14 protein-coding genes and 1 tRNA gene are annotated in these 18,591 nt (G+C 46.1%); 10 read left to right on the top strand and 5 right to left on the bottom strand.

Annotated elements, in window-relative coordinates; genetic code table 11:
• Positions 1-202: 202 nt before the first annotated feature.
• Both B3850_RS05315 and B3850_RS05310 read right to left on the bottom strand, forming a co-directional pair.
• The gene (locus B3850_RS05315) at positions 203-3,577 is read right to left on the bottom strand and encodes a translocation/assembly module TamB domain-containing protein (protein ID WP_286875694.1); all 3,375 of its coding nucleotides are present in this window, start codon (positions 3,575-3,577) and stop codon (positions 203-205) included.
• The gene (locus B3850_RS05310; protein WP_286911488.1) at positions 3,574-5,301 is read right to left on the bottom strand and encodes an autotransporter assembly complex protein TamA; all 1,728 of its coding nucleotides are present in this window, start codon (positions 5,299-5,301) and stop codon (positions 3,574-3,576) included. The genes B3850_RS05315 and B3850_RS05310 overlap by 4 nt, the downstream gene beginning before the upstream one ends.
• Positions 5,302-5,387: 86 nt before the next feature.
• Here B3850_RS05310 and B3850_RS05305 point away from each other — a divergent pair, with 86 nt between their 5' ends.
• From B3850_RS05305 to B3850_RS05275, 7 genes are all read left to right on the top strand, one after another.
• Entirely contained in the window at positions 5,388-6,248 is an 861-nt protein-coding gene (locus tag B3850_RS05305; protein ID WP_286875699.1) for an HDOD domain-containing protein, read from the top strand.
• A gap of 94 nt (positions 6,249-6,342) precedes the next feature.
• A tRNA-Trp gene (locus tag B3850_RS05300) sits at positions 6,343-6,419 on the top strand.
• Between the two features lie 80 nt (positions 6,420-6,499).
• Positions 6,500-6,811, top strand: a complete 312-nt coding sequence (locus tag B3850_RS05295; RefSeq protein WP_053952629.1) for a hypothetical protein — start codon at positions 6,500-6,502, stop codon at positions 6,809-6,811.
• Complete coding sequence (rimI, locus tag B3850_RS05290; RefSeq protein WP_053952628.1) at positions 6,804-7,250, top strand: ribosomal protein S18-alanine N-acetyltransferase; 447 nt, start codon at positions 6,804-6,806, stop codon at positions 7,248-7,250. The genes B3850_RS05295 and rimI overlap by 8 nt, the downstream gene beginning before the upstream one ends.
• A gap of 9 nt (positions 7,251-7,259) precedes the next feature.
• Positions 7,260-8,006, top strand: a complete 747-nt coding sequence (gene deoC, locus B3850_RS05285; RefSeq protein WP_286875079.1) for a deoxyribose-phosphate aldolase — start codon at positions 7,260-7,262, stop codon at positions 8,004-8,006.
• A gap of 2 nt (positions 8,007-8,008) precedes the next feature.
• Complete coding sequence (gene deoA / locus B3850_RS05280; RefSeq protein ID WP_286911487.1) at positions 8,009-9,340, top strand: thymidine phosphorylase; 1,332 nt, start codon at positions 8,009-8,011, stop codon at positions 9,338-9,340.
• A 4-nt stretch (positions 9,341-9,344) separates the two neighbouring features.
• Positions 9,345-10,541 carry a phosphopentomutase gene (locus tag B3850_RS05275; protein ID WP_286875082.1) on the top strand — a complete coding sequence of 399 codons (1,197 nt, stop codon included), beginning with the start codon at positions 9,345-9,347 and terminating at the stop codon, positions 10,539-10,541.
• Here the strand turns inward: B3850_RS05275 and B3850_RS05270 are convergent.
• Positions 10,538-12,229: a methyl-accepting chemotaxis protein gene (locus B3850_RS05270; protein WP_286875084.1), complete on the bottom strand. Its 1,692-nt coding sequence runs from the start codon at positions 12,227-12,229 to the stop codon at positions 10,538-10,540. The genes B3850_RS05275 and B3850_RS05270 overlap by 4 nt on opposite strands.
• A 178-nt stretch (positions 12,230-12,407) precedes the next feature.
• On the opposite strand from B3850_RS05270, the gene prfC reads away from it, so the two are divergent.
• Both prfC and B3850_RS05260 read left to right on the top strand, forming a co-directional pair.
• Positions 12,408-13,997 carry a peptide chain release factor 3 gene (gene prfC, locus B3850_RS05265; RefSeq protein WP_053952623.1) on the top strand — a complete coding sequence of 530 codons (1,590 nt, stop codon included), beginning with the start codon at positions 12,408-12,410 and terminating at the stop codon, positions 13,995-13,997.
• Positions 13,998-14,003: 6 nt separating this feature from the next.
• Positions 14,004-14,762, top strand: coding sequence for a TatD family hydrolase (locus tag B3850_RS05260; RefSeq protein WP_286875087.1), 759 nt, complete (start codon positions 14,004-14,006; stop codon positions 14,760-14,762).
• Between the two features lie 15 nt (positions 14,763-14,777).
• On the opposite strand, the gene B3850_RS05255 is transcribed toward B3850_RS05260, so the two are convergent.
• Complete coding sequence (locus B3850_RS05255; RefSeq protein ID WP_286875089.1) at positions 14,778-15,401, bottom strand: YtjB family periplasmic protein; 624 nt, start codon at positions 15,399-15,401, stop codon at positions 14,778-14,780.
• Between the two features lie 26 nt (positions 15,402-15,427).
• Here B3850_RS05255 and serB point away from each other — a divergent pair, with 26 nt between their 5' ends.
• Positions 15,428-16,078: a phosphoserine phosphatase SerB gene (serB, locus tag B3850_RS05250; RefSeq protein ID WP_286875091.1), complete on the top strand. Its 651-nt coding sequence runs from the start codon at positions 15,428-15,430 to the stop codon at positions 16,076-16,078.
• Here the strand turns inward: serB and B3850_RS05245 are convergent.
• Positions 16,064-18,568 carry a PilZ domain-containing protein gene (locus B3850_RS05245; protein WP_286875093.1) on the bottom strand — a complete coding sequence of 835 codons (2,505 nt, stop codon included), beginning with the start codon at positions 18,566-18,568 and terminating at the stop codon, positions 16,064-16,066. The two genes, serB and B3850_RS05245, sit on opposite strands and share 15 nt — an antisense overlap.
• Between the last annotated feature and the right edge of the window lie 23 nt (positions 18,569-18,591).

Here is an 18,591-nt window from a genome sequence, read left to right as displayed (position 1 = left end):
AAATCGCCGGGAGCGATTTTGAATGCACGTTAGTGCGGCCCGAAGGGCGGAGGGCAGGAAGCCCGGAGTAAAGTAGGACACCGCCAGACTTCAAATCTAAGAAGCCCTCAGCTGATGCTGGGGGCTTTTTTTATGCCCGTCCTCCCGGAACAGCCACCACACCTGATGCAATAGCATTAGGCTACTCGCAGGATGTTCGTTATTAATTCTCTATCGTGTAGATAAGATCGCCACCTTGTCCCTCTGACGTAGAAATTGATTCAAAAATCAATTGGTCGGAAAGGCTGTACCTGAGAATGAATGTAGAGGTGGGCTCAATTAAGCCTATTCCATACTTAATATAGAGATCTGGAGATAAGTGTTTACCTATATATAAAGACGTATCGTTTACATCGCTTGTTTGTGAGTCGATAGAAACTTCGTCTAAGTCGAATGTTTCCTTTAGTCCTTCAGTTAAAAATTTTGTACTACGTCCGCCAACTAATAAAGCGGCTTGGAGTTCAAGGTTATCTACATCACTTTGGCTGCCAGGCGGTTTTCCGAAAAGCAAGTAGGAAAGAATAGTGCTATCCGGTAAAGGTGGGGTCGAAAATAAGCCTAATTCGGGTTGCTCTATACTTCCTGTGACACGTGCTCCAATTTCATCAGGAGGTCGTTGCTCGCCAGCGGTTGAAGAGATATCCCTTGTAACACGCAGATTTAATGATGGGTTGCTCAGTGGTACGTCATTAAAGAGCAAGTCGCCTCTTTCGACTGTTAATTTTTGTCCATAAATCTCATATTGTCCGGTTGTAACTCCAATTGTTCCGGCCCCCTTGGCTGGGGAGTTCGGCTGTTGAGTGATTCGAAGACCTCCTTCTAACTGTCCAGAAAAACCGAGAGCTTTAACACGAACATCTTCTCCTAATGAAACTCTTAAATCCGTTTGTGTTTTGAATGTCGATGCCTTCTTTTCTTCATTTTTTAGCCTAACATCGGCTGACTCTGTTTCCGCTTGGTTTAGCTCCACCGGTGTTATTCGTGCCTTCGGGATATTTAAGTTCCCGCTAAGGCTGACAAGGTTCTTATCGATACTGATTTGTATTTTAGGGGAGGCTTCTATGAGAATATCTGAGGTATCGACAATAAGCAGCTCGTCACCAATAATTTCTAATTCTCCACGGCGTTTGAATAGATTTAGCTTGCCATCAATATAAAAGTTGCCGTCTCCGATGAGTCCTGCGGCATTTACTTCAAATTCACCGGAGTTAGCATTTGCGTTTAAAGCTGCGGTCAGGTCACTGATCATTGTTCCGGACTTAAGTACAACTACTTGGTTGGCATTTAGTTGAATGTCTCCCGATGCAAGGGGAGACGGAATGGTTCCGCTAATACGCAGGTTTGCAGACGCTTGACCATCGCCAATATCTAATTGGGGAGTTAATAAATTGGCAAGCTCCAGAGTTTCAGACCGAAGAACAACGGTGCCGGACAAACTGCTGTTTAATGACAAATTATCAGTTCTTAAAGTACCGTCAAGATTAAGTCCTTGTTGTTTAGCGGCAGCCTTTAAGTAAACGGCTAATCTCTGCTCTTTAGTTTCAGCGTTTAAACTTAACGTATCCAGAGTTACTGTTTCGTCAGCGACTCCGACTGTACTGTTGTCTGCGTTTATGGATGCATTTAATTGGCTTAGTTCGGCCGTATTGGTATCCACTTTACCGTCGACATTAAGCGTTAGTTTCCCTGCTAAATTATAAGGCGCGGAAGGAGCTATAAGTGCCTGTATGACATTTAATGGGACTGACTGCGCATTAGCGTCGAAAGACAACAGGTTTTTTGTCTTTTCCAGTTCAACACATAACGGGGATTTTAACCCTTTATACCCGAGACATGTGGGCATTAGACTAAAACTCATGTTCTCGTAATTTAATGAAACCTGAGTCGGTTCGGTTAAAAACACCTTGCTATAGTTAGGATGATTTAGCTCGAATGTATCGAGGTGCATTGTAAAGTTTGGTTGATTCAACTGGCCTTCAATAGTTCCTGAAGCCAAAGCAGCACCTCTTAGTGTCGATATATCATCTAATCGATTTGACCGGACCTCCCAGTATAGTGCCTGACCTGGGCTTAGGGCCCCGTTAACGGTAAATGACTGTTCACCCCAACGGCCTTCCATTTTGTTAATAAACAAGTAAGGATCAGCGTAACGCATAGAAATATCGCTGGTGACTTCATTGCCTTTATAAAGGCCTGAGATGTTGGCAGCTAAAGAAATATCATCCGCCCATTTGATGGTCGTTTCAGCAAGAAGGGTATTACGGTCCTGACTGACCTCTAGTTCCGTGACATGTAGCTGGCTTTGACTCAGTGTTGCTTTCGCGTTTAAGTTCAACGGTGTTTGCAACACCCCAGACAGATGACTCGATAAACGAATGGATAAGTTGTTTAGTGATCCTTTTATTTCTACCTCACCATTTTTTGCAAGAAGGTTGTTCGGCTTATAGAAGAGCTCGCTCCATTGGGTGGTGAGTTGAAAACTTGGCTCTGAAGTAAGCTGTGAGATGTCACCGTTAACGAATAAATCACCATTAATATCACTATCTGAGCTGACTTTAAGTGCATGAAGCTTTATAGCGTCCGCTTGATAAGATACTTCGCCAGCTACCTTAACGGGTTGCTGGTTTACGACAACGGATAGATCAGAAGAGACTAAGGCTCGCTTCACATCACCCTCTCCTGCGATAGCTCCATTGAAGGCAAGGCTTATATTTCCCGCGCCAAGAGCGTTTAACCACGGGGTTAAGTCATTGTCACTCCATTGGCTGCTAAAAGACCATGTTAGATCTTCTAAAGGCTCGAGAACCGTTGCCTCTACTGAGCCACTGATACTCTCAGTAAAGTGATTGTTAGCGACAATTTTTTCTATATTTCCTTTAAACCTACTGTCTACTGTCAGCTTTGGGTAGTCCGGTGAATGTAGCCGAATCTGGCTTGTAAGCGAACTTTTAAATGGATACGACAACGAAGATTGACCACTTATGGAGGCCGTCATGTATTGGTGCGTGGCGCTAAAGTTTCTTAGCGAAACGACTCCGTTAGTATGGGCTTTTATCGAAAGAGTTACATCAAGCATTTGCGCTGGAGCGTCAAACAGAAAGAAGAAACTGTCAGACAGTGTTAGCTTTTTAATATCAATGGCGAGTGGTAACTCTATTTGTATATCTTCAACAGAGACAGGGCGCACATCATCGCTTGAACTAGCGTCAGAGCGACGAAGTCGGATCTCACTTTGCTGGCCGGCAATGTTTTCTACCGTAATGCTGCCTGACAGTAGAGTTAAGGGTTGCCAATGAACCTTTAATTCTTTTGTTTTATAAGCAAATGACTCTGATTCGACATTTAGCCTCTTAAAACTAAAATTACTGAGCAGCTTGCCTTGAAACTGTTCATAACTGATATCGACAGGAACGTAATGAATAGATTTTTCTATAACCCAACGGCTGCCGACTTCCGTGCCCAAAAGCGCTAGGGCTATTGTGGGCAGTATAATAAATACACCTAGTATTATGCTTGCCAACCAACGGTAAATACTCATAGGTCAGGCCCTAAAGTTAAGTGTAAGCGCCAGGGTTTATCAGGTTCATCAATGGCTTGAGCGAGGTCGAGCCGAATAGAGCCGATGGGAGATATCCAGCGAATACCAAACCCAACACTCTGCTTTAACTTTTCGTTGGGCTCAATCATAGCATTGCCGATGTCGGTAAAAAGCGCGACTCTCCAGTTCTCTTTGAACCGGTAGTCGACTTCAGCACTGGCAGTGGCCAAATAACGTCCACCGATAACGGTACCGGTATCATCTTCAGGGCCAAGTTGTTCATAAGCATAACCGCGGACACTGTGGTCACCACCGGCAAAAAATCGCAGCGATGGAGGAAGCGCATTAAAGTCCTCGATATAGGTCGCCCCCAGATTCGCTCGTGTCAGCACTCTGAAACGCTCTGTCAAAGGCAGAACAGCTTTGAATCCTAACTCTAAGCTTGCTATGTTCGCATCAGATAAAACAGCGTCATTTGCCGCTTTTAGAGTTGCATAAAAACGAAACCCTTTATCGATATTAAGACGGCCATCTGCGGACATATAATTCCAGCTTGAGTGAGGAATTAGGAACTGGCTGGTGCCTATGGTTTCACCAATTTCAAAGTCGTCTCGCTGCCAGCTTAAACCAAATTCATGGCGCCATTTACTCATAGTCACCACACTGGATGCGCCCAGTTTATATAAGCGGTTCTCCTGACCCTCATTGTCTTTGTCTGAGACTTCGGCGTTAAAACGATAATAATCTGATTGTGGTTTTTTCCCCGGGATAATGTAATTTGCACCAATGCGACTTTCAATTTGAGAGACCTGCGTCATACCACGCAGTTGGTGCCCCTCTGAGTTGACCCAGCGCCGATTCAGGCTTGCACTAACCCGTGCGCCAGTATCGGTGCCATAACCAACGCCATATTGGTATTGGTTTCTATAGTTTGCCGTCGATTTAACATCAACCGGGACATGGTGTTCTTCAGAGTCATTCCATCTCGGACTTACCTGCACTTGCGAAAAATAGCCACTGTCCAGCAGTGCGACTTGTAAATTGCTCAGTTCCTGGCTGGTATAACCCTCACCCAGCTCGAAAGGCACAAAGCGTTGCAGCAGGTCATCGTTTAGAATGTCTTGCTCGAAGGTTACCGAGCCGAACTTATAACGTTGACCTGATTCAAAAATAACATCGATATTAGCGGTGTTTTTATCAACATCAATTTCTACATCGTGTTTACTGAAATGCGCATCGTGGTAACCGCGACGGCTTGCTAAGGATAAAAAACGAGACTTTAGTGCTTCATACTGGCTGTGAATAAAACGCTGGTTTTCTTTCAGGTCACTGTTTTTTAACAAGGCGAGGAAGACATCATCATCTGAGGCATCGCCATTTATAATCCAACTGTTTTTCGTTATGCGTACTGGCTCATTCAATACTACCTCATACGAGGCAACCCAACCGCTCTCGACACTTTCTAGTTGAGCATTCACTTCAACCTGATAATATCCATAAGGACGCAATGCTTTTTGAATATCGTCAGGGGCTTGTCGGTGTAGATACCGAACTCGATAGTCTGCGTAGCTCTCGCTATTATTGAGTCGGGCAATTTGTAGTAGCGTCATGACATTGTCATAGGCTTTACCGTCGACACCCGAAACTCTTACTTCTACGGAAGCAAAAGTCAGACAGCTAACGAATAAGCTACAAGCAATAAGAATACAGCGAATGTAAAGCATTGATGTGTTTTACCATAAAAAAGGTGGCAACATAATCTCATTGTTTGAGACTCTGTGTCACTCATCGGGTTCAACTTGGAGACATTATGGCGATAGAAATTACAACAGCAGAGAAACGGTTATTACAAAAAGTGAGTATACCGCCACGACCGCAAACTCTGTTAACTGTTAGTAGTGAAGCCAAAAAAGAAGAGCCCGATGTGTCCGTTATTGCTGAGGCCATTGCTTCGGATATGGGGATTGCCGCTGCGGTTTTGCAAGTGGTGAATTCTGCAGCTTATCGGCGGGCAAAAGAAATAGACTCTATCCAGCAGGCGGTTATGACGCTGGGTTTTCGACGAGTTTTCCCTATTGTAAAAGCGGTAGCGTTAAAGTCCGCGCTTAAGTCGGACTATGATCTTAATGAGTTTTGGCGTTATAACGAGTGGGTGGCAAGTGCTTGTGTGATGGTTTCAGAAGCCGTCGGTAAACCTGAATTGAGAGACCATGCATACATGCTCGGTTTATTTCAAAGCTCTGGTATTCCTGTCATGCTGTCAGAATTTGATGAAGAGTACTCTGAGCTATTGAACGCCTCAAGCAGCCAACCATGGCCTGAAATTATTGAACAAGAGCAGCGTAAGTTTAATACGACTCACACAACTATGGGTGCATTACTTGCTCAGCAATGGAAGCTCCCAAAAATTGTCGTCGAAGTTATCTATTACTTGTTTGATGACAGTTCTATTTTTTCAACCTCGAGTGAGTTATCCAACATAGCCTTAGACTTGCTGGGTATTTTGAAAATATCGCGCTATGCCATTGACCTGCGCACCCGAAGCCTGGCCGGTCAGGACGAGTGGCAATCGGTACAGGACGGTGTTTTAGAGCACTTTCAAATCGATGAGTTTAAGGTGGAAGAGATTGTTGAATTGGTTCATGAAGAGCTGTTCGACGTAGAGCATTAGTCTTGCTGGTTAAATTATCTGCAAACAACAGGCTAAGAGCCAATAAGTACTTGTACCACGGCTTGTTGTCGGTATAATCCTTCCCTCGAGAGTTAGGGGCGTAGTTCCAACTGGCAGAACAGCGGTCTCCAAAACCGACGGTTGGGGGTTCGAATCCCTCCGCCCCTGCCAACTCTTTACTAGTCTTCTTTATCCTGCTCAATTACACTACATTCATCTCTATTCGGTAACTTAGTCAAACGGTAACTCCTATGGATGCTCAGTGGACTTCTCAACAGCTGCAAGCACTGGCTGCTATGAACATTCCTGTTTGGGAAAAAACACCTAAAGAAAACCAATATTACTGTTACAAAATGGGGGCTTACTATCTGGTGGGAGAGTCGCAGTTACCTGTTGAGCTACCTCAGTGGTTTAAGGACTTTTGCTTGTGTGTTGGTGAACGGCCAGTCGCTGTAAAAGCAGCAGAGAATTCTGACAAATGTTTTAATTACGACAACTGGTTTGATGAAACACCGACAGCCACATTTAAAAAAGAGCTGTGGCGCAGTTTAAGCCATGCCTGAAATAACCCTTCGAAACTTTACGCCCGATAAGGCGTGCTATGAGGTTGAACGGCGAGCTCATGAACACCCATGGAGCTTTTCAGTTTTCAGCCAAAGTCAGGGGCCGGCTTATTACAATCGGCGGCTCACAATTGATGGAGAAACGATAGGCTATATTATCTGTCAGCAGGTGCTGGACGAGTTGACGATTTTTAATGTAGCGGTTGATCCAAAGCATCAAGGGCATGGGTTTTCGCATTACTTGATGAAAGATGCCTTAAACTATGCGCACCAGAACAAAATGTCAGTATTTCTTGAAGTACGCGCGTCCAATACAACTGCAATTAATTTATATCGAACGTATGGGTTCAGCGAGCTGGCTAAGCGCTCCGACTATTACAAAACCCATAATGGCTACGAAGATGCTTTAGTCATGAAGTGGCAAAGCGAACAGAATTAGGAGAAGTTTATGCCATCGGAAAATCATGCACAGGCTTTACAGGTATTATCCTATGTCGATTTGACGTCTTTGAACAATGACGATGATAAAGCCACTATTGAATCACTCTGCACGAAGGTAGAAATTGGTAGCCAGTCGGTAGCCGCTATTTGTGTTTTTCCGGAATGGGTGGCGACAGCGAAAACTTACTTCGAAGAGCAGAGCCTCAACATTCCTATCGCAACCGTCACTAACTTTCCAGACGGAAGTACAAATATTGAGAGAGCTGTTTCGGAAACTGAGCGAGCTATAGCGGCAGGGGCACACGAAATTGATGTTGTCTTGCCATATCGAGCGCTGTTAAATGGGGACGAGAGTACGCCTGCTGAGTTAGTTCGTGAATGCAAAGATATATGCGGTGACGAAGTGACGTTAAAAGTCATTATTGAATCGGGTGAGCTTAAAACACAGGATGCTATTGTTGCGGCCAGTGAAATTGCTATTGCTAATGGGGCAGACTTCATTAAAACATCGACTGGCAAAGTTGAAACGAACGCAACGTTATCAGCTGCTCAAACAATGCTGGGTGTCATAAAAGCGAGTGGCAGCGACTGCGGGTTTAAGGCGGCTGGCGGTATTCGCACGGTAGAAGAAGCTATGCAATATATTAACCTGGCCGAGGAAATTCTTGGTAAGGACTGGGTGACTCCTGAGCACTTCCGAATTGGCGCAAGCAGTTTGTTGAAAGACGTACAGAGCATTTTGGATAACCGCTGATTATGTTTTTGGCGCAAGATAGTATTCGCAAAAAGCGTGATGCTCTTCCGTTAACTCAGGAAGAGATTCACCATTTCGTCAATGGTATTTGTGATGAGAGTGTGAGCGAGGGACAAATCGCCGCCCTCGCAATGGCTATTTATTTTAATGGTATGACTGCCAATGAAACACTTAACCTGACTAAAGCCATGCGCGACTCGGGAGATGTCCTAAGCTGGCCTAAGTCAGAGTTTGATGGCCCCATTTTGGATAAGCATTCCACGGGTGGTGTTGGCGATGTCGTAAGTTTGATGCTTGGACCTATTATTGCAGCCTGTGGTGGTTATGTGCCGATGATCTCAGGGCGAGGCTTGGGGCATACCGGCGGGACTCTGGATAAGCTTGATTCTATTCCGGGTTATTGTTCGACACCCGACAATGCAACCTTTAAGAAAGTCGTAAAGCAAGCCGGTGTGGCTATTATAGGCCAAACCAGCAACCTGGCACCGGCCGACAGGCGGTTTTATGCAACGCGGGATATCACGGCAACTGTTGAATCCATTCCGTTAATTACAGCGTCGATTTTATCGAAGAAACTTGCCGAAGGGCTGGATGGCCTGGTTATGGATGTTAAGTCCGGTAATGGCGCCTTTATGCCCTCTCATGAAAAGTCACTAGAGCTGGCCCGGAAAATTGTCGAGGTAGGTGGGCAACTCGGAGTGTCTACATCCGCTTTGGTGACTGACATGAATGAGCCGTTAGCGTCGGCGGCCGGTAATGCGCTGGAAGTGACATTGGCGGTTGACTACTTAACCGGCAAGCATCGTGATACGCGTCTTCATGAGGTAACTGAGTCACTGGCTGTTGAATCATTATTGTCCGGAGGCCTGGCGAAAGAGCGAGAAGAAGCCAGGCTGCGGGTAAGTAAAGCATTAGACAGTGGCAGCGCTGCCGAGCGGTTTGGCGAAATGGTTCGTCTGCTGAATGGGCCGGCTGACTTCATTGAAAGACCAGCGCATTATTTATCCGCAGCTACCATTATTGAGCCTATCTATCCGGCTGACGAGCAATTAGGAATGTATCTTAGTGAATACAATACTCAGTCAATAGGTATGGCGGTTGTGCAGTTGGGCGGTGGTCGCCGCAAAGCTGATGATAAACTGGACTTAAGTGTTGGCTTTAAACATATAAGCCCACTTGGAACTCAGCTGAATAAGCAGCAGCCGGTTGCGTGGGTCTGTGGTAATGACAGAGATAAAGTGGATACGGCACGAGAGATGTTCTTGTCCGCAATAACCTGTGCTGAAGCGGCGCCTATCCTTAATCCTGTGATATACGAACGGTTAGCAAGGTAACGTTATGGCGCGAGCAATTGTTATTGTCTTAGACTCGTTAGGTATTGGTGCTGCTCCTGACGCTGATAAATTTGATGACTCAGGAGCCGACACGTTCGGGCATATCGCTGCGGAGCGCAAAAAGTCCGGTAATGCGATAAACATACCGAATCTTCTGACGCTGGGACTGGGCGAAGCTCATAGAGGCGCTGTTGGGCACTATGCTGATGGTATAACAGAGTGTCAGACCGATGGAGCCTATGCCTGGGCTGCGGAGGTATCATCTGGTAAAGATACACCGTCGGGTCATTGGGAACTGATGGGCGTGCCGGTGCACTTCGACTGGGGCTATTTCACCAATAAACAGGACAGCTTTCCGCAGGAGTTACTGGAAAAAATTCAAAAACAGGCGGGTACTCCACCTAGTTTAGGTAACTGTCATGCGTCCGGTACCGAAATTATTCAGCGACTGGGACAAAAGCACATTGAAACCGGGGCGCCAATATTTTACACCTCTGCAGATTCGGTTTTTCAAATAGCGGCTCATGAACAGCATTTTGGGCTTGAGCGGCTCTATAAGCTCTGTGAGCAAGTAAGAGAGCTGCTGGACGAATACAACATTGGCCGTGTTATTGCGCGGCCCTTTGTCGGCGAAACACCTGAAGATTTTTTCAGAACAGCTAACCGGAAAGACTATTCGGTGCTGCCACCAAAGCCGACGGTATTAAACAAATTAGAAAATGCCGGTGGTCAGGTGATTGGTATTGGCAAAATTTCCGATATCTTTGCGCACAGTGGTATTAGTCAGTCGTTTAAAGGTAAAGATCTTGCTGAGCTAATGGACGAAACCTTAAAGGCAATGAACACCGCCGCAGATAAAAGTCTTGTTTTTACGAACTTGGTCGACTTTGACACGCTATATGGGCATCGACGCAACGCAGAGGGCTACGCCGAAGAGCTTGAGCGTTTTGACCTTTGGTTGCCAAAAGTCATCAGTGCCATGAAAGAAGATGACTTGCTTGTGCTAACGGCTGATCATGGCTGTGACCCAACTTGGCCGGGTAGCGACCATACCCGAGAATATGTTCCATTGTTGCTATCGGGGAACAAGATCGAGCCAAAGAATCATGGCGAACGACAGAGCTTTGCCGATTTAGGTCAAACGCTCTGCCGTTGGTTTCAACTCACGCCAATGGATGAAGGTCAGGCTATCGACATTTAGTCAATGCGATAGCGTTTTACATTGTCTTCGAGTTGGTGAGCTGTGTCCGTAAGCTCGCGCATATGCTCACCCGCTTGCTGAGTGCCGTTGGCAGTCTGCTTAGCGATATCGACAATCTTTGTCATGTTTTCATTAATGGCTTCAGACACAGAGGTTTGTTCTTCCGCTGCCGTCGCGATTTGAGCATTTTGGCTATTGATAGTGTTCACTGCTTCCAACACTTGAGCCAGCGCTGTTTCGACTTCGGCTGCTTCAGCAACACTGGTTTCGCTGCCTTTTTTAATAGCAGACATAACCTCTGATACCTGTTTACTGCCACTTTGTAGCTGTTCAATCATGCTTTCGATTTCGTGAGTACTGTCTTGTGTTCGTTTTGCCAGTGTACGAACTTCGTCAGCAACAACAGCGAAACCGCGTCCCGCTTCACCCGCACGGGCAGACTCAATAGCGGCGTTTAACGCCAATAAGTTTGTTTGTTCGGCAATGGCACGGATAACATCCAGTACTGAGCCAATTTCAGCAGAGTGCGCATTCAATTTTTCCACTTCAGACGAGCCATCTTCCACTTTTTCAGCAAGACCATGGATGACATTAACGGCCTTAGTTAACAGATGGTTAGCCGAGTGCACAAGCTCTTCTGCTTGTTCAGCCGCGCTTGAGGCTTCACTTGCGCTGCGGGCAACTTCCTGTGACGCTGTCGCAAGCTCATTAATAGCGGTCGCAATTTGCTCGCTTTCTTCCTGCTGCTCGTTAACCCCATTACGCGCTTCGGTAAGTACACCGTCTAAACGCTGAGTCGAGTGAGTAACAGACGTTGCCGATGCTCTTATGTTAGTCACCATATCGGAGACTTGGTCGGCAAAGTTATTAAATGCGTGTCCGAGTTCAGACATTTCGTCATTGCTGTCTGTATCTAAGCGTTGGGTTAGATCGCCATCGCCCTTAGCAATTTGATCCATGGCATCTAATGCACGTTTCAATGGTTTTGTAATTCCTTTTACGACAAACAGGGCGAGGGCGGCTATGATAAGCAGCACAATAATAGATGCGATGATGGTGCTTGCGGCCGACTCTGCCAGGGCATCGTCAACGTTACCTTCGATAACTTGCGTTTGCTCTTGTAAACCCGCTGTCCAAAAGCCGGTACCAACAACCCAGCCCCACTCTGAAAGCATATCAGCGTAACCTAATTTGGGGTTCACCTGGCCTTTGGTATTTTCCCAGTCATACTCAACAAAGCCTCCGCCACTTTCTGCGGCCTCAATAAGCTCACGAATGAGGAGAACGCCGTTTGGATCTTTAAAGTTGTATAAGTTCTTCCCTTCCAGAGATTGGTTAACACCGTGCGCGATGCTATTTCCTTCATCGTCATAAACAAAGACGTAACCGACGTCGCCGGAATCATCGAAGCGAAGCTGGCGCAAAATTTGTTTCGCGCGCTCTTGGCGCTCTTGTAAAGAGCCTAAAGAGTCATCTGCAACCAAATGTTCAATTGAGCTCATGGCCAATTGCAGATAGTTACGGACTTCCTCCCGGGCGTCTGTTTCCATTTGCGACTTAAAGTCTGACACTGCGTTCTGAGCAACTTGTGTCGATTGCGACAAGTTGTACCAAGTAAGGAAAACTGCAATCAGCAGTGGTGGAATGAGTGCCAGAGAGAACACTTTAGCTTTAATGGTCAATCTCATAGTTTCGTAGCCTTGGTCATGACGTTAACTTGTCTATTTTAGTACAAGCTAAACAACTTATCTGTTAGACATTTGTGGAATCTTATTAAGTCGGTGTTAGTCATCCTTAATTTGTGTATCGGCAGCAGATAAGCGAAAATAAGGCCAATTAATTAATAACCGAAATTGAGTGCTGTTAATGTCTGACGCAAAGTTACATGAAGAAGTTGAAAAAAGACGTACATTCGCGATTATCTCTCACCCTGATGCTGGTAAAACGACCATTACTGAAAAAGTGCTTTTACACGGGCACCAAATTCAAAAAGCGGGGACGGTAAAGGGGAAGAAGTCCGGACAGCACGCAAAATCAGATTGGATGGAAATGGAGCAGGAGCGGGGTATTTCCGTCACCACATCGGTTATGCAGTTTCCGTATAACGAGGCGCTGGTCAATCTTCTTGATACCCCGGGGCACGCAGACTTCTCCGAGGATACTTACCGCACGTTAACGGCGGTAGATTCTTGTTTAATGGTTATCGACGGTGCGAAAGGTGTCGAAGACAGAACCATTAAACTGATGGAAGTGACGCGTCTGAGAGACACGCCTATTTTGACGTTTATGAATAAGCTTGACCGCGATATTCGTGACCCACTTGAACTATTGGATGAAGTGGAAGACGTTCTGAAAATAATGTGTGCGCCTATCACCTGGCCAATTGGCTCGGGGAAAAACTTCAAGGGCGTTTACCATTTACTGCGTGACGAAGTCATTCTGTACAAGACCGGGCAAGGGCACCGTATTCAGGAAGAGGATATTATCAAAGGCCTGGACAACCCTGAACTTGATGAGCGTCTTGGCGTGTGGGCTGAAGAGCTGCGTGAGCAAATCGAGTTGGTCGAGGGCGCGTCGAACCCGTTTGACTTAGAGATGTTCCTGGCGGGCGAATTGACGCCTGTCTTTTTCGGAACCGCGTTAGGTAACTTTGGTGTTGACCATATGCTTGATGGCCTTGTTGATTGGGCGCCTAAGCCGCAATCGCGCGAGACAGATGAAGGTAGCTTTGTCGAGGCTGATAATAAAAACTTTTCAGGGTTTATTTTTAAAATCCAGGCGAATATGGACCCTAAACATCGAGACCGGGTGGCGTTTTTGCGAATCGTTTCGGGTAAATATGAAAAAGGCATGAAAATGCGGCAAGTACGCACCGGCAAAGATGTCCGAATTAGCGATGCTCTGACGTTCCTGGCGGGCGACCGATCGCATGTTGAAGAAGCTTACCCGGGCGATATTATTGGTCTGCATAACCACGGGACGATTCAAATAGGCGACACTTTCACCGCCGGTGAAGAGTTCAAGTTTAGCGGTATTCCAAACTTTGCACCTGAACTGTTCCGCCGTATTCGCTTGAAAGATCCGCTTAAACAAAAACAGCTGTTAAAAGGCCTTGTTCAGCTCTCAGAAGAAGGCGCCGTGCAGGTATTCCGACCGCTTATTAGCAACGACCTTATTGTTGGGGCGGTTGGTGTGTTGCAGTTTGATGTGGTGGTACACCGTTTGAAAACGGAATACAAAGTGGAAGCTATTTACGAAAACATCAATGTCGCTACGGCGCGTTGGGTCATGTCGAAAGACGAGAAAAAACTGGACGAATTCCGCCGTAAAGCGGAGTCGAACCTGGCGTTAGATGGCGGTGATAACTTAACTTACATAGCGCCGACTATGGTTAACTTAAGTTTGGCTGAAGAGCGTTACCCAGATATTACCTTTACACATACGCGAGAGCATTAACCTTTTATGCATCTCTTTGATACGCACTGTCACCTCGACTTTGAAGCCTTTGATAAGGATAGAGGGGCAGTGCTGAAAAGAGCGAGAGAAGCAGGTATAGAGCGGTTTATGGTGCCGGGCGTAACACGCAACCAGTGGGATAAATTAGTACCTTTAGCGAGTGAGTACTCCTGCTGGTATTATGCGCTGGGGTTACACCCATGGTTTATCGATGAGCATAAAGACAGCGATGTGGAAGAGCTTGAACGTCAGCTGGAAAAACAACAAGGAAAAGTCAGAGCCGTTGGTGAAATAGGACTTGATAGAACCTGTCCAAATTTCGACAAACAACACCGTCTTTTCATTCGTCAATTAGAGCTGGCGAAGTGCTTTAAACTTCCCGTTATTATTCACCACAGAAAAACACTGGATCGCACCCACGCAGATATTAAAAAATATGGGCCGGAAAATGGCGTTATCCATGCCTTTAGTGGCAGTCATCAACAGGCTATGAAGTTTGTTGAACAAGGTTACAAGCTTGGAGTGGGCGGAGTGATTACTTACGAGCGTGCTCAAAAAACACGTCAGGCAATAAAAGAAGTACCGATAGAAAGCCTAGTGCTTGAGACGGATTCGCCCGATATGCCGGTATCTGGGTATCAGGGGGAGAGGAATGAGCCCTCTCGAATGCCACTGGTTTTAGAAGCCTTAGCCAAATTAAGAAACACGAGTGAAGAAGAGCTGGCTTCGCAGCTTTGGCAGAATAGTGTTGCGCTTTTTAGATAATACCTAAAGTAACGCCTATTTCTGCCAGTATCGGTCGCGTATTCGGTTGAAGCCCAGCATAATGAAAACACCAGCTAACATAGCGAGCAAGAGTAAGACTTTCCCCTGTTGTGATAATCCATCGTGCGCTTGTCTGCTTTGGGCTAACAAGGTGTTTTTATCAAACACGATTTGAATATAACCACTGATATTTTGCTCTTCGTTAATTTCTTCAACCAGTATCCAGGGATCTGCTTCTAAACTGGCTGTGGGCCAATCAATAATAGAAGTCGCCTCTCCGGCGGTGACGATATCCTCACCAAAACGGTCGCGAATAACCGCAGACAACACATGAGGTTGGTCGGTGATATACTCCACAAGCTGTTGTAGCTTGTCGGTTTCCTGTTGTTCAACCCAGTAATGCGCTTCATGCTCAACCTGCTTCATCAGCAGCTCGGTTATTGACTGGGTTTGGTTAAAAAGTTGCTGCTGTGACTGAACACTGGCAATATTCCAGACGTTCATAATAATAAATAACAAACCTGCCGCAGCACCAAGTCGCAAAGCACGTTTGGTCGCGATGTGCATAAAAGCGCGAGTCTTATCTTGCAGCAACCAACTTTTTAGTGGCTGCCAGAGATTAGTTTGTTGAGTACGCATAAAACAGGTTCAGGAGTTTTTGGTTCATGAAGTATCCGTCTGGTTTAATCGTTTTCGATATGGATTCTACCTTAATTGGTATTGAGTGTATCGATGAAATTGCTCGACTCAATGACTGTTATACTAAAGTTGCGGAAATAACAAAAGCCGCCATGGAGGGAAAAATCGACTTTAGTGAGTCGCTGCGTCAGCGTGTCGCCTGCCTCCAGGGCGTTAGTGAGTCTTCACTGCAGCGCTTATTTAACCCCATTCCCTTGCATCCTGGCGCGCAAGAATTGTTTGCCGAATTAAAAGAAAAAGGTTGGCGGCGAGCTATAGTATCAGGCGGATTCACCTGGTTTGCCGACAGATTGGCTAGTGAACTGCAGGCCGACGCTGTGGTGGCTAATCAGTTAGAAGTGAAGGACGGACAGCTAACGGGGCGCGTAGTAGGTGACATTGTTGATGCAAAAATTAAAGCCCAGTCGCTTCAGGATTTAGCCAATCAATGGGGCATTCCTATGTCGAAGACGGTCGCTGTTGGTGACGGCGCTAATGATGCAATGATGCTGGAAAACGCAGCGGTTGGTATTGCTTATTGCGCTAAACCGTCACTTAAGCGTATTGCGGATTATTGCATCGAAGAACCTGACCTGCGTCAGGTTCTTACCTGTTTAAGTCACTCAAAGCTTCTCTAACCATGCGGTTAGTCGTTGCTCTTGCTCGTTAACTGACATGGTATCGTCTAGCACGAAATTGAGTAAACTTGAGGTGATATCGATAGTCTCGGCAACACCGAAAATTTTCCACAGCTCTTCTTCCAGATCTTCAGCTTTATAAGCGGCGTAGTGGCTCATATAAGCCAATTCGGCTTGAATAAACTGGATGTCCGGTTTGCCGGCTCTTGATAAATTGACAGTAATGGCACGGAATACCGAATTCGGCAGGCACTGGTCAATAAATCCGTGGATGTCGTCGGAGGCATCTGTTGCGCACCACTGCGTCTGAACAATGTATTCACCATTTTGACGATAGAGCCGGATCAGGAGCAGAAGAGACTCTGGGAAGGCATCTCTCTCCATAGACTTGAGTTTGGGCTCAAGAGTATCAGCTACAGCGTTTCCACGCAGCAGGGGTTGTAAGTTAATAATGGCGTCTCGACTACCCGGTAACTTCTGCAGCATGCGTAACCAACCTGACGTCCATTGAGGCATACCAGCCCGACGCGCAGATAACTGTTTCTGTTTTGAACGGTTAAAGAATATGGGTATTGCTGCTGGCGCTTCACAGTAAAGGTTTCTTAAGCACAGAGGGAGTCCATTAACGGATGTATTCTCGACTTGAAGCTTCAGTACGTCTCGCTGCTCGCGGATAAGAAAACGAATAAAATCTGAGCCTTGGTGTGGCTCTGCCGTTGTATCCGCTTTCAGCCGTAAGGTCGTCCCCGCCCGGTCTGTTGAAGCAACAATGTACGGCAGTTCATTGAGTTTGGCTTTTTTATAGGTTTTCAAGAAGCCCGTCATGGAGATATAAACCGTATCGCCCGCATTGATGTTCGCCGGGTTATCCATTTGTACCTGTAAGCCACTAATGGAAAGGTCGATAACCATTGCGTCCCTGACAAACTTGCCTGCTTTGACGCGGCAGCGGCTGCGATAATTGAAACGTCTTTCTTTGCGCAGATTAACGAACTCCAGACGGGCTTCTTTGGTTCGTAACGGCACAGCGGGTGGATGTGCGAACGCCTTTATTGACGGCAGCTCAGCTTTATTAAGCTCGACCGTTGTTAAACCGGAAACACTGGATGTGACGTCTGAAACCGCGGCCAAATACTTCAGTGGTTTCACCGCTTGCTTCACTTCTGCTGAAGGCGGATTTATGCGAAACGGCACTTTTATATGCTCAGGAACAGCTTGTGGCTGCCATGCCCGCTTACTGTCACTGCGGCGAATATCAATCTGGAGTACTCGCCAAGAGGCTTTTTGACGGCCAAAGGCAATGTAAGTATCCCAAAGGCCGGAGCGCTTTAATTCATCAGCGGTGGCCGAGTAGTGATAGATTTTGCCGCGAGCTGTTATTGAAAAACTCAGGACGATAATTTGTGCAGTCCCCTGGGTCTCTATTTGCTCGAGAATTTGCTGGCTCCGCCGAACATTAAATATCGAGCCGAAACTAATTTGGTTCAGCTCATTTAACCAGGTGTCTAAAATAAAACGGTTGTTGTCTGTGGTTAATACATAATCCGCAATTAGCCGTTTATTCGCTTCTGAAAAGTAAACCGGTAACTGACGCGTTCTTGGCAAGAAGAATTGCTCATGCCCTTTACTAATGACACTGTCGTAGGTGTTATCAATATTAACGCGGTAGCGTTTTTTGTAGCCGTTGATGAAACGCTGGAAAAAGCTATCAAGTTCGTCGGAGCGAAACTCTGATTCGCGGCTTAAATTAATGTACTGTTTTCCATCAATGTGTTGTACGCCAACAACAATATAAGGAATGCGCATTCCCGGGTCGACGGTAAACTCTTTGGCTAAACCAATAAAAGATAATTCAACCTTGTCTTGTTCGGTTATGTCTCTTGATTCGTCGAGCCTTACGCGCATACCGGTAATGGATATATCGGCGGTTATACCTTTGAATTCCTGCTCTGCGTCATCGGTTAAAAGTACATCTATGGTAAAATTCATGCGCTCTTCTGAGCGGTATGGATAACGACCGAAGTTAAAGGTCTCCACTAGGTAGGAATAAGGCTCATTAGATTCTGTTCTAAAAGGTGACTGGCCGCTCACTGGTTCGGCATTTTGAGAAGCGAGACTTTGTGCGTAAGCGCGCTCTTCTTCCTGAGCCCGGCGGAGTTGGTTATCGGCATCAAGAATTTGCTCAAACGTGTCCTGAGTGAAGACGCCTTTATAGGTGTCTAAGCCTTTCTCAAAAATTTCTATAGCAACGCTGTCGAGCTGATGCCTGCGACCCTGATGCTCATAAGGAAAGCATGCGTCATCGACTTGATTCCGTAAGTCAACCGTTCGACGACAAGGAGCGGCGAGTCGGTTAAGCTCCATTTTTAGTTTGAAACGAGTTGGCCCGTCCAGCTCTTTAGTCAGAGACTGGAATATGGTGTCGAAATCGGAATCGTAAACAACGGGTTTCAACTGTTCAATTAATTGGTCAAAATAAGAGTTTGGCATCAAGATCCATTTTTATTCGTTAT

It is taken from the genome of Idiomarina sp. UBA4520 (assembly GCF_002388365.1).
GTDB lineage: Bacteria > Pseudomonadota > Gammaproteobacteria > Enterobacterales > Alteromonadaceae > Idiomarina > Idiomarina zobellii.
The sequence above is the reverse complement of the archived record's forward strand: the minus strand, read 5'-3'. Positions and strand labels throughout refer to the sequence as shown.

Bases quoted from the DNA above. Each gene is read 5' to 3' on its own strand.
- B3850_RS05315 (WP_286875694.1), bottom strand. From the start codon at position 3,577: ATGAGTATTTACCGTTGGTTGGCAAGCATAATACTAGGTGTATTTATT.
- B3850_RS05310 (WP_286911488.1), bottom strand. From the start codon at position 5,301: ATGCTTTACATTCGCTGTATTCTTATTGCTTGTAGCTTATTCGTTAGC.
- B3850_RS05305 (WP_286875699.1), top strand. From the start codon at position 5,388: ATGGCGATAGAAATTACAACAGCAGAGAAACGGTTATTACAAAAAGTG.
- B3850_RS05295 (WP_053952629.1), top strand. From the start codon at position 6,500: ATGGATGCTCAGTGGACTTCTCAACAGCTGCAAGCACTGGCTGCTATG.
- rimI (WP_053952628.1), top strand. From the start codon at position 6,804: ATGCCTGAAATAACCCTTCGAAACTTTACGCCCGATAAGGCGTGCTAT.
- deoC (WP_286875079.1), top strand. From the start codon at position 7,260: ATGCCATCGGAAAATCATGCACAGGCTTTACAGGTATTATCCTATGTC.
- deoA (WP_286911487.1), top strand. From the start codon at position 8,009: ATGTTTTTGGCGCAAGATAGTATTCGCAAAAAGCGTGATGCTCTTCCG.
- B3850_RS05275 (WP_286875082.1), top strand. From the start codon at position 9,345: ATGGCGCGAGCAATTGTTATTGTCTTAGACTCGTTAGGTATTGGTGCT.
- B3850_RS05270 (WP_286875084.1), bottom strand. From the start codon at position 12,229: ATGAGATTGACCATTAAAGCTAAAGTGTTCTCTCTGGCACTCATTCCA.
- prfC (WP_053952623.1), top strand. From the start codon at position 12,408: ATGTCTGACGCAAAGTTACATGAAGAAGTTGAAAAAAGACGTACATTC.
- B3850_RS05260 (WP_286875087.1), top strand. From the start codon at position 14,004: ATGCATCTCTTTGATACGCACTGTCACCTCGACTTTGAAGCCTTTGAT.
- B3850_RS05255 (WP_286875089.1), bottom strand. From the start codon at position 15,401: ATGCGTACTCAACAAACTAATCTCTGGCAGCCACTAAAAAGTTGGTTG.
- serB (WP_286875091.1), top strand. From the start codon at position 15,428: ATGAAGTATCCGTCTGGTTTAATCGTTTTCGATATGGATTCTACCTTA.
- B3850_RS05245 (WP_286875093.1), bottom strand. From the start codon at position 18,568: ATGCCAAACTCTTATTTTGACCAATTAATTGAACAGTTGAAACCCGTT.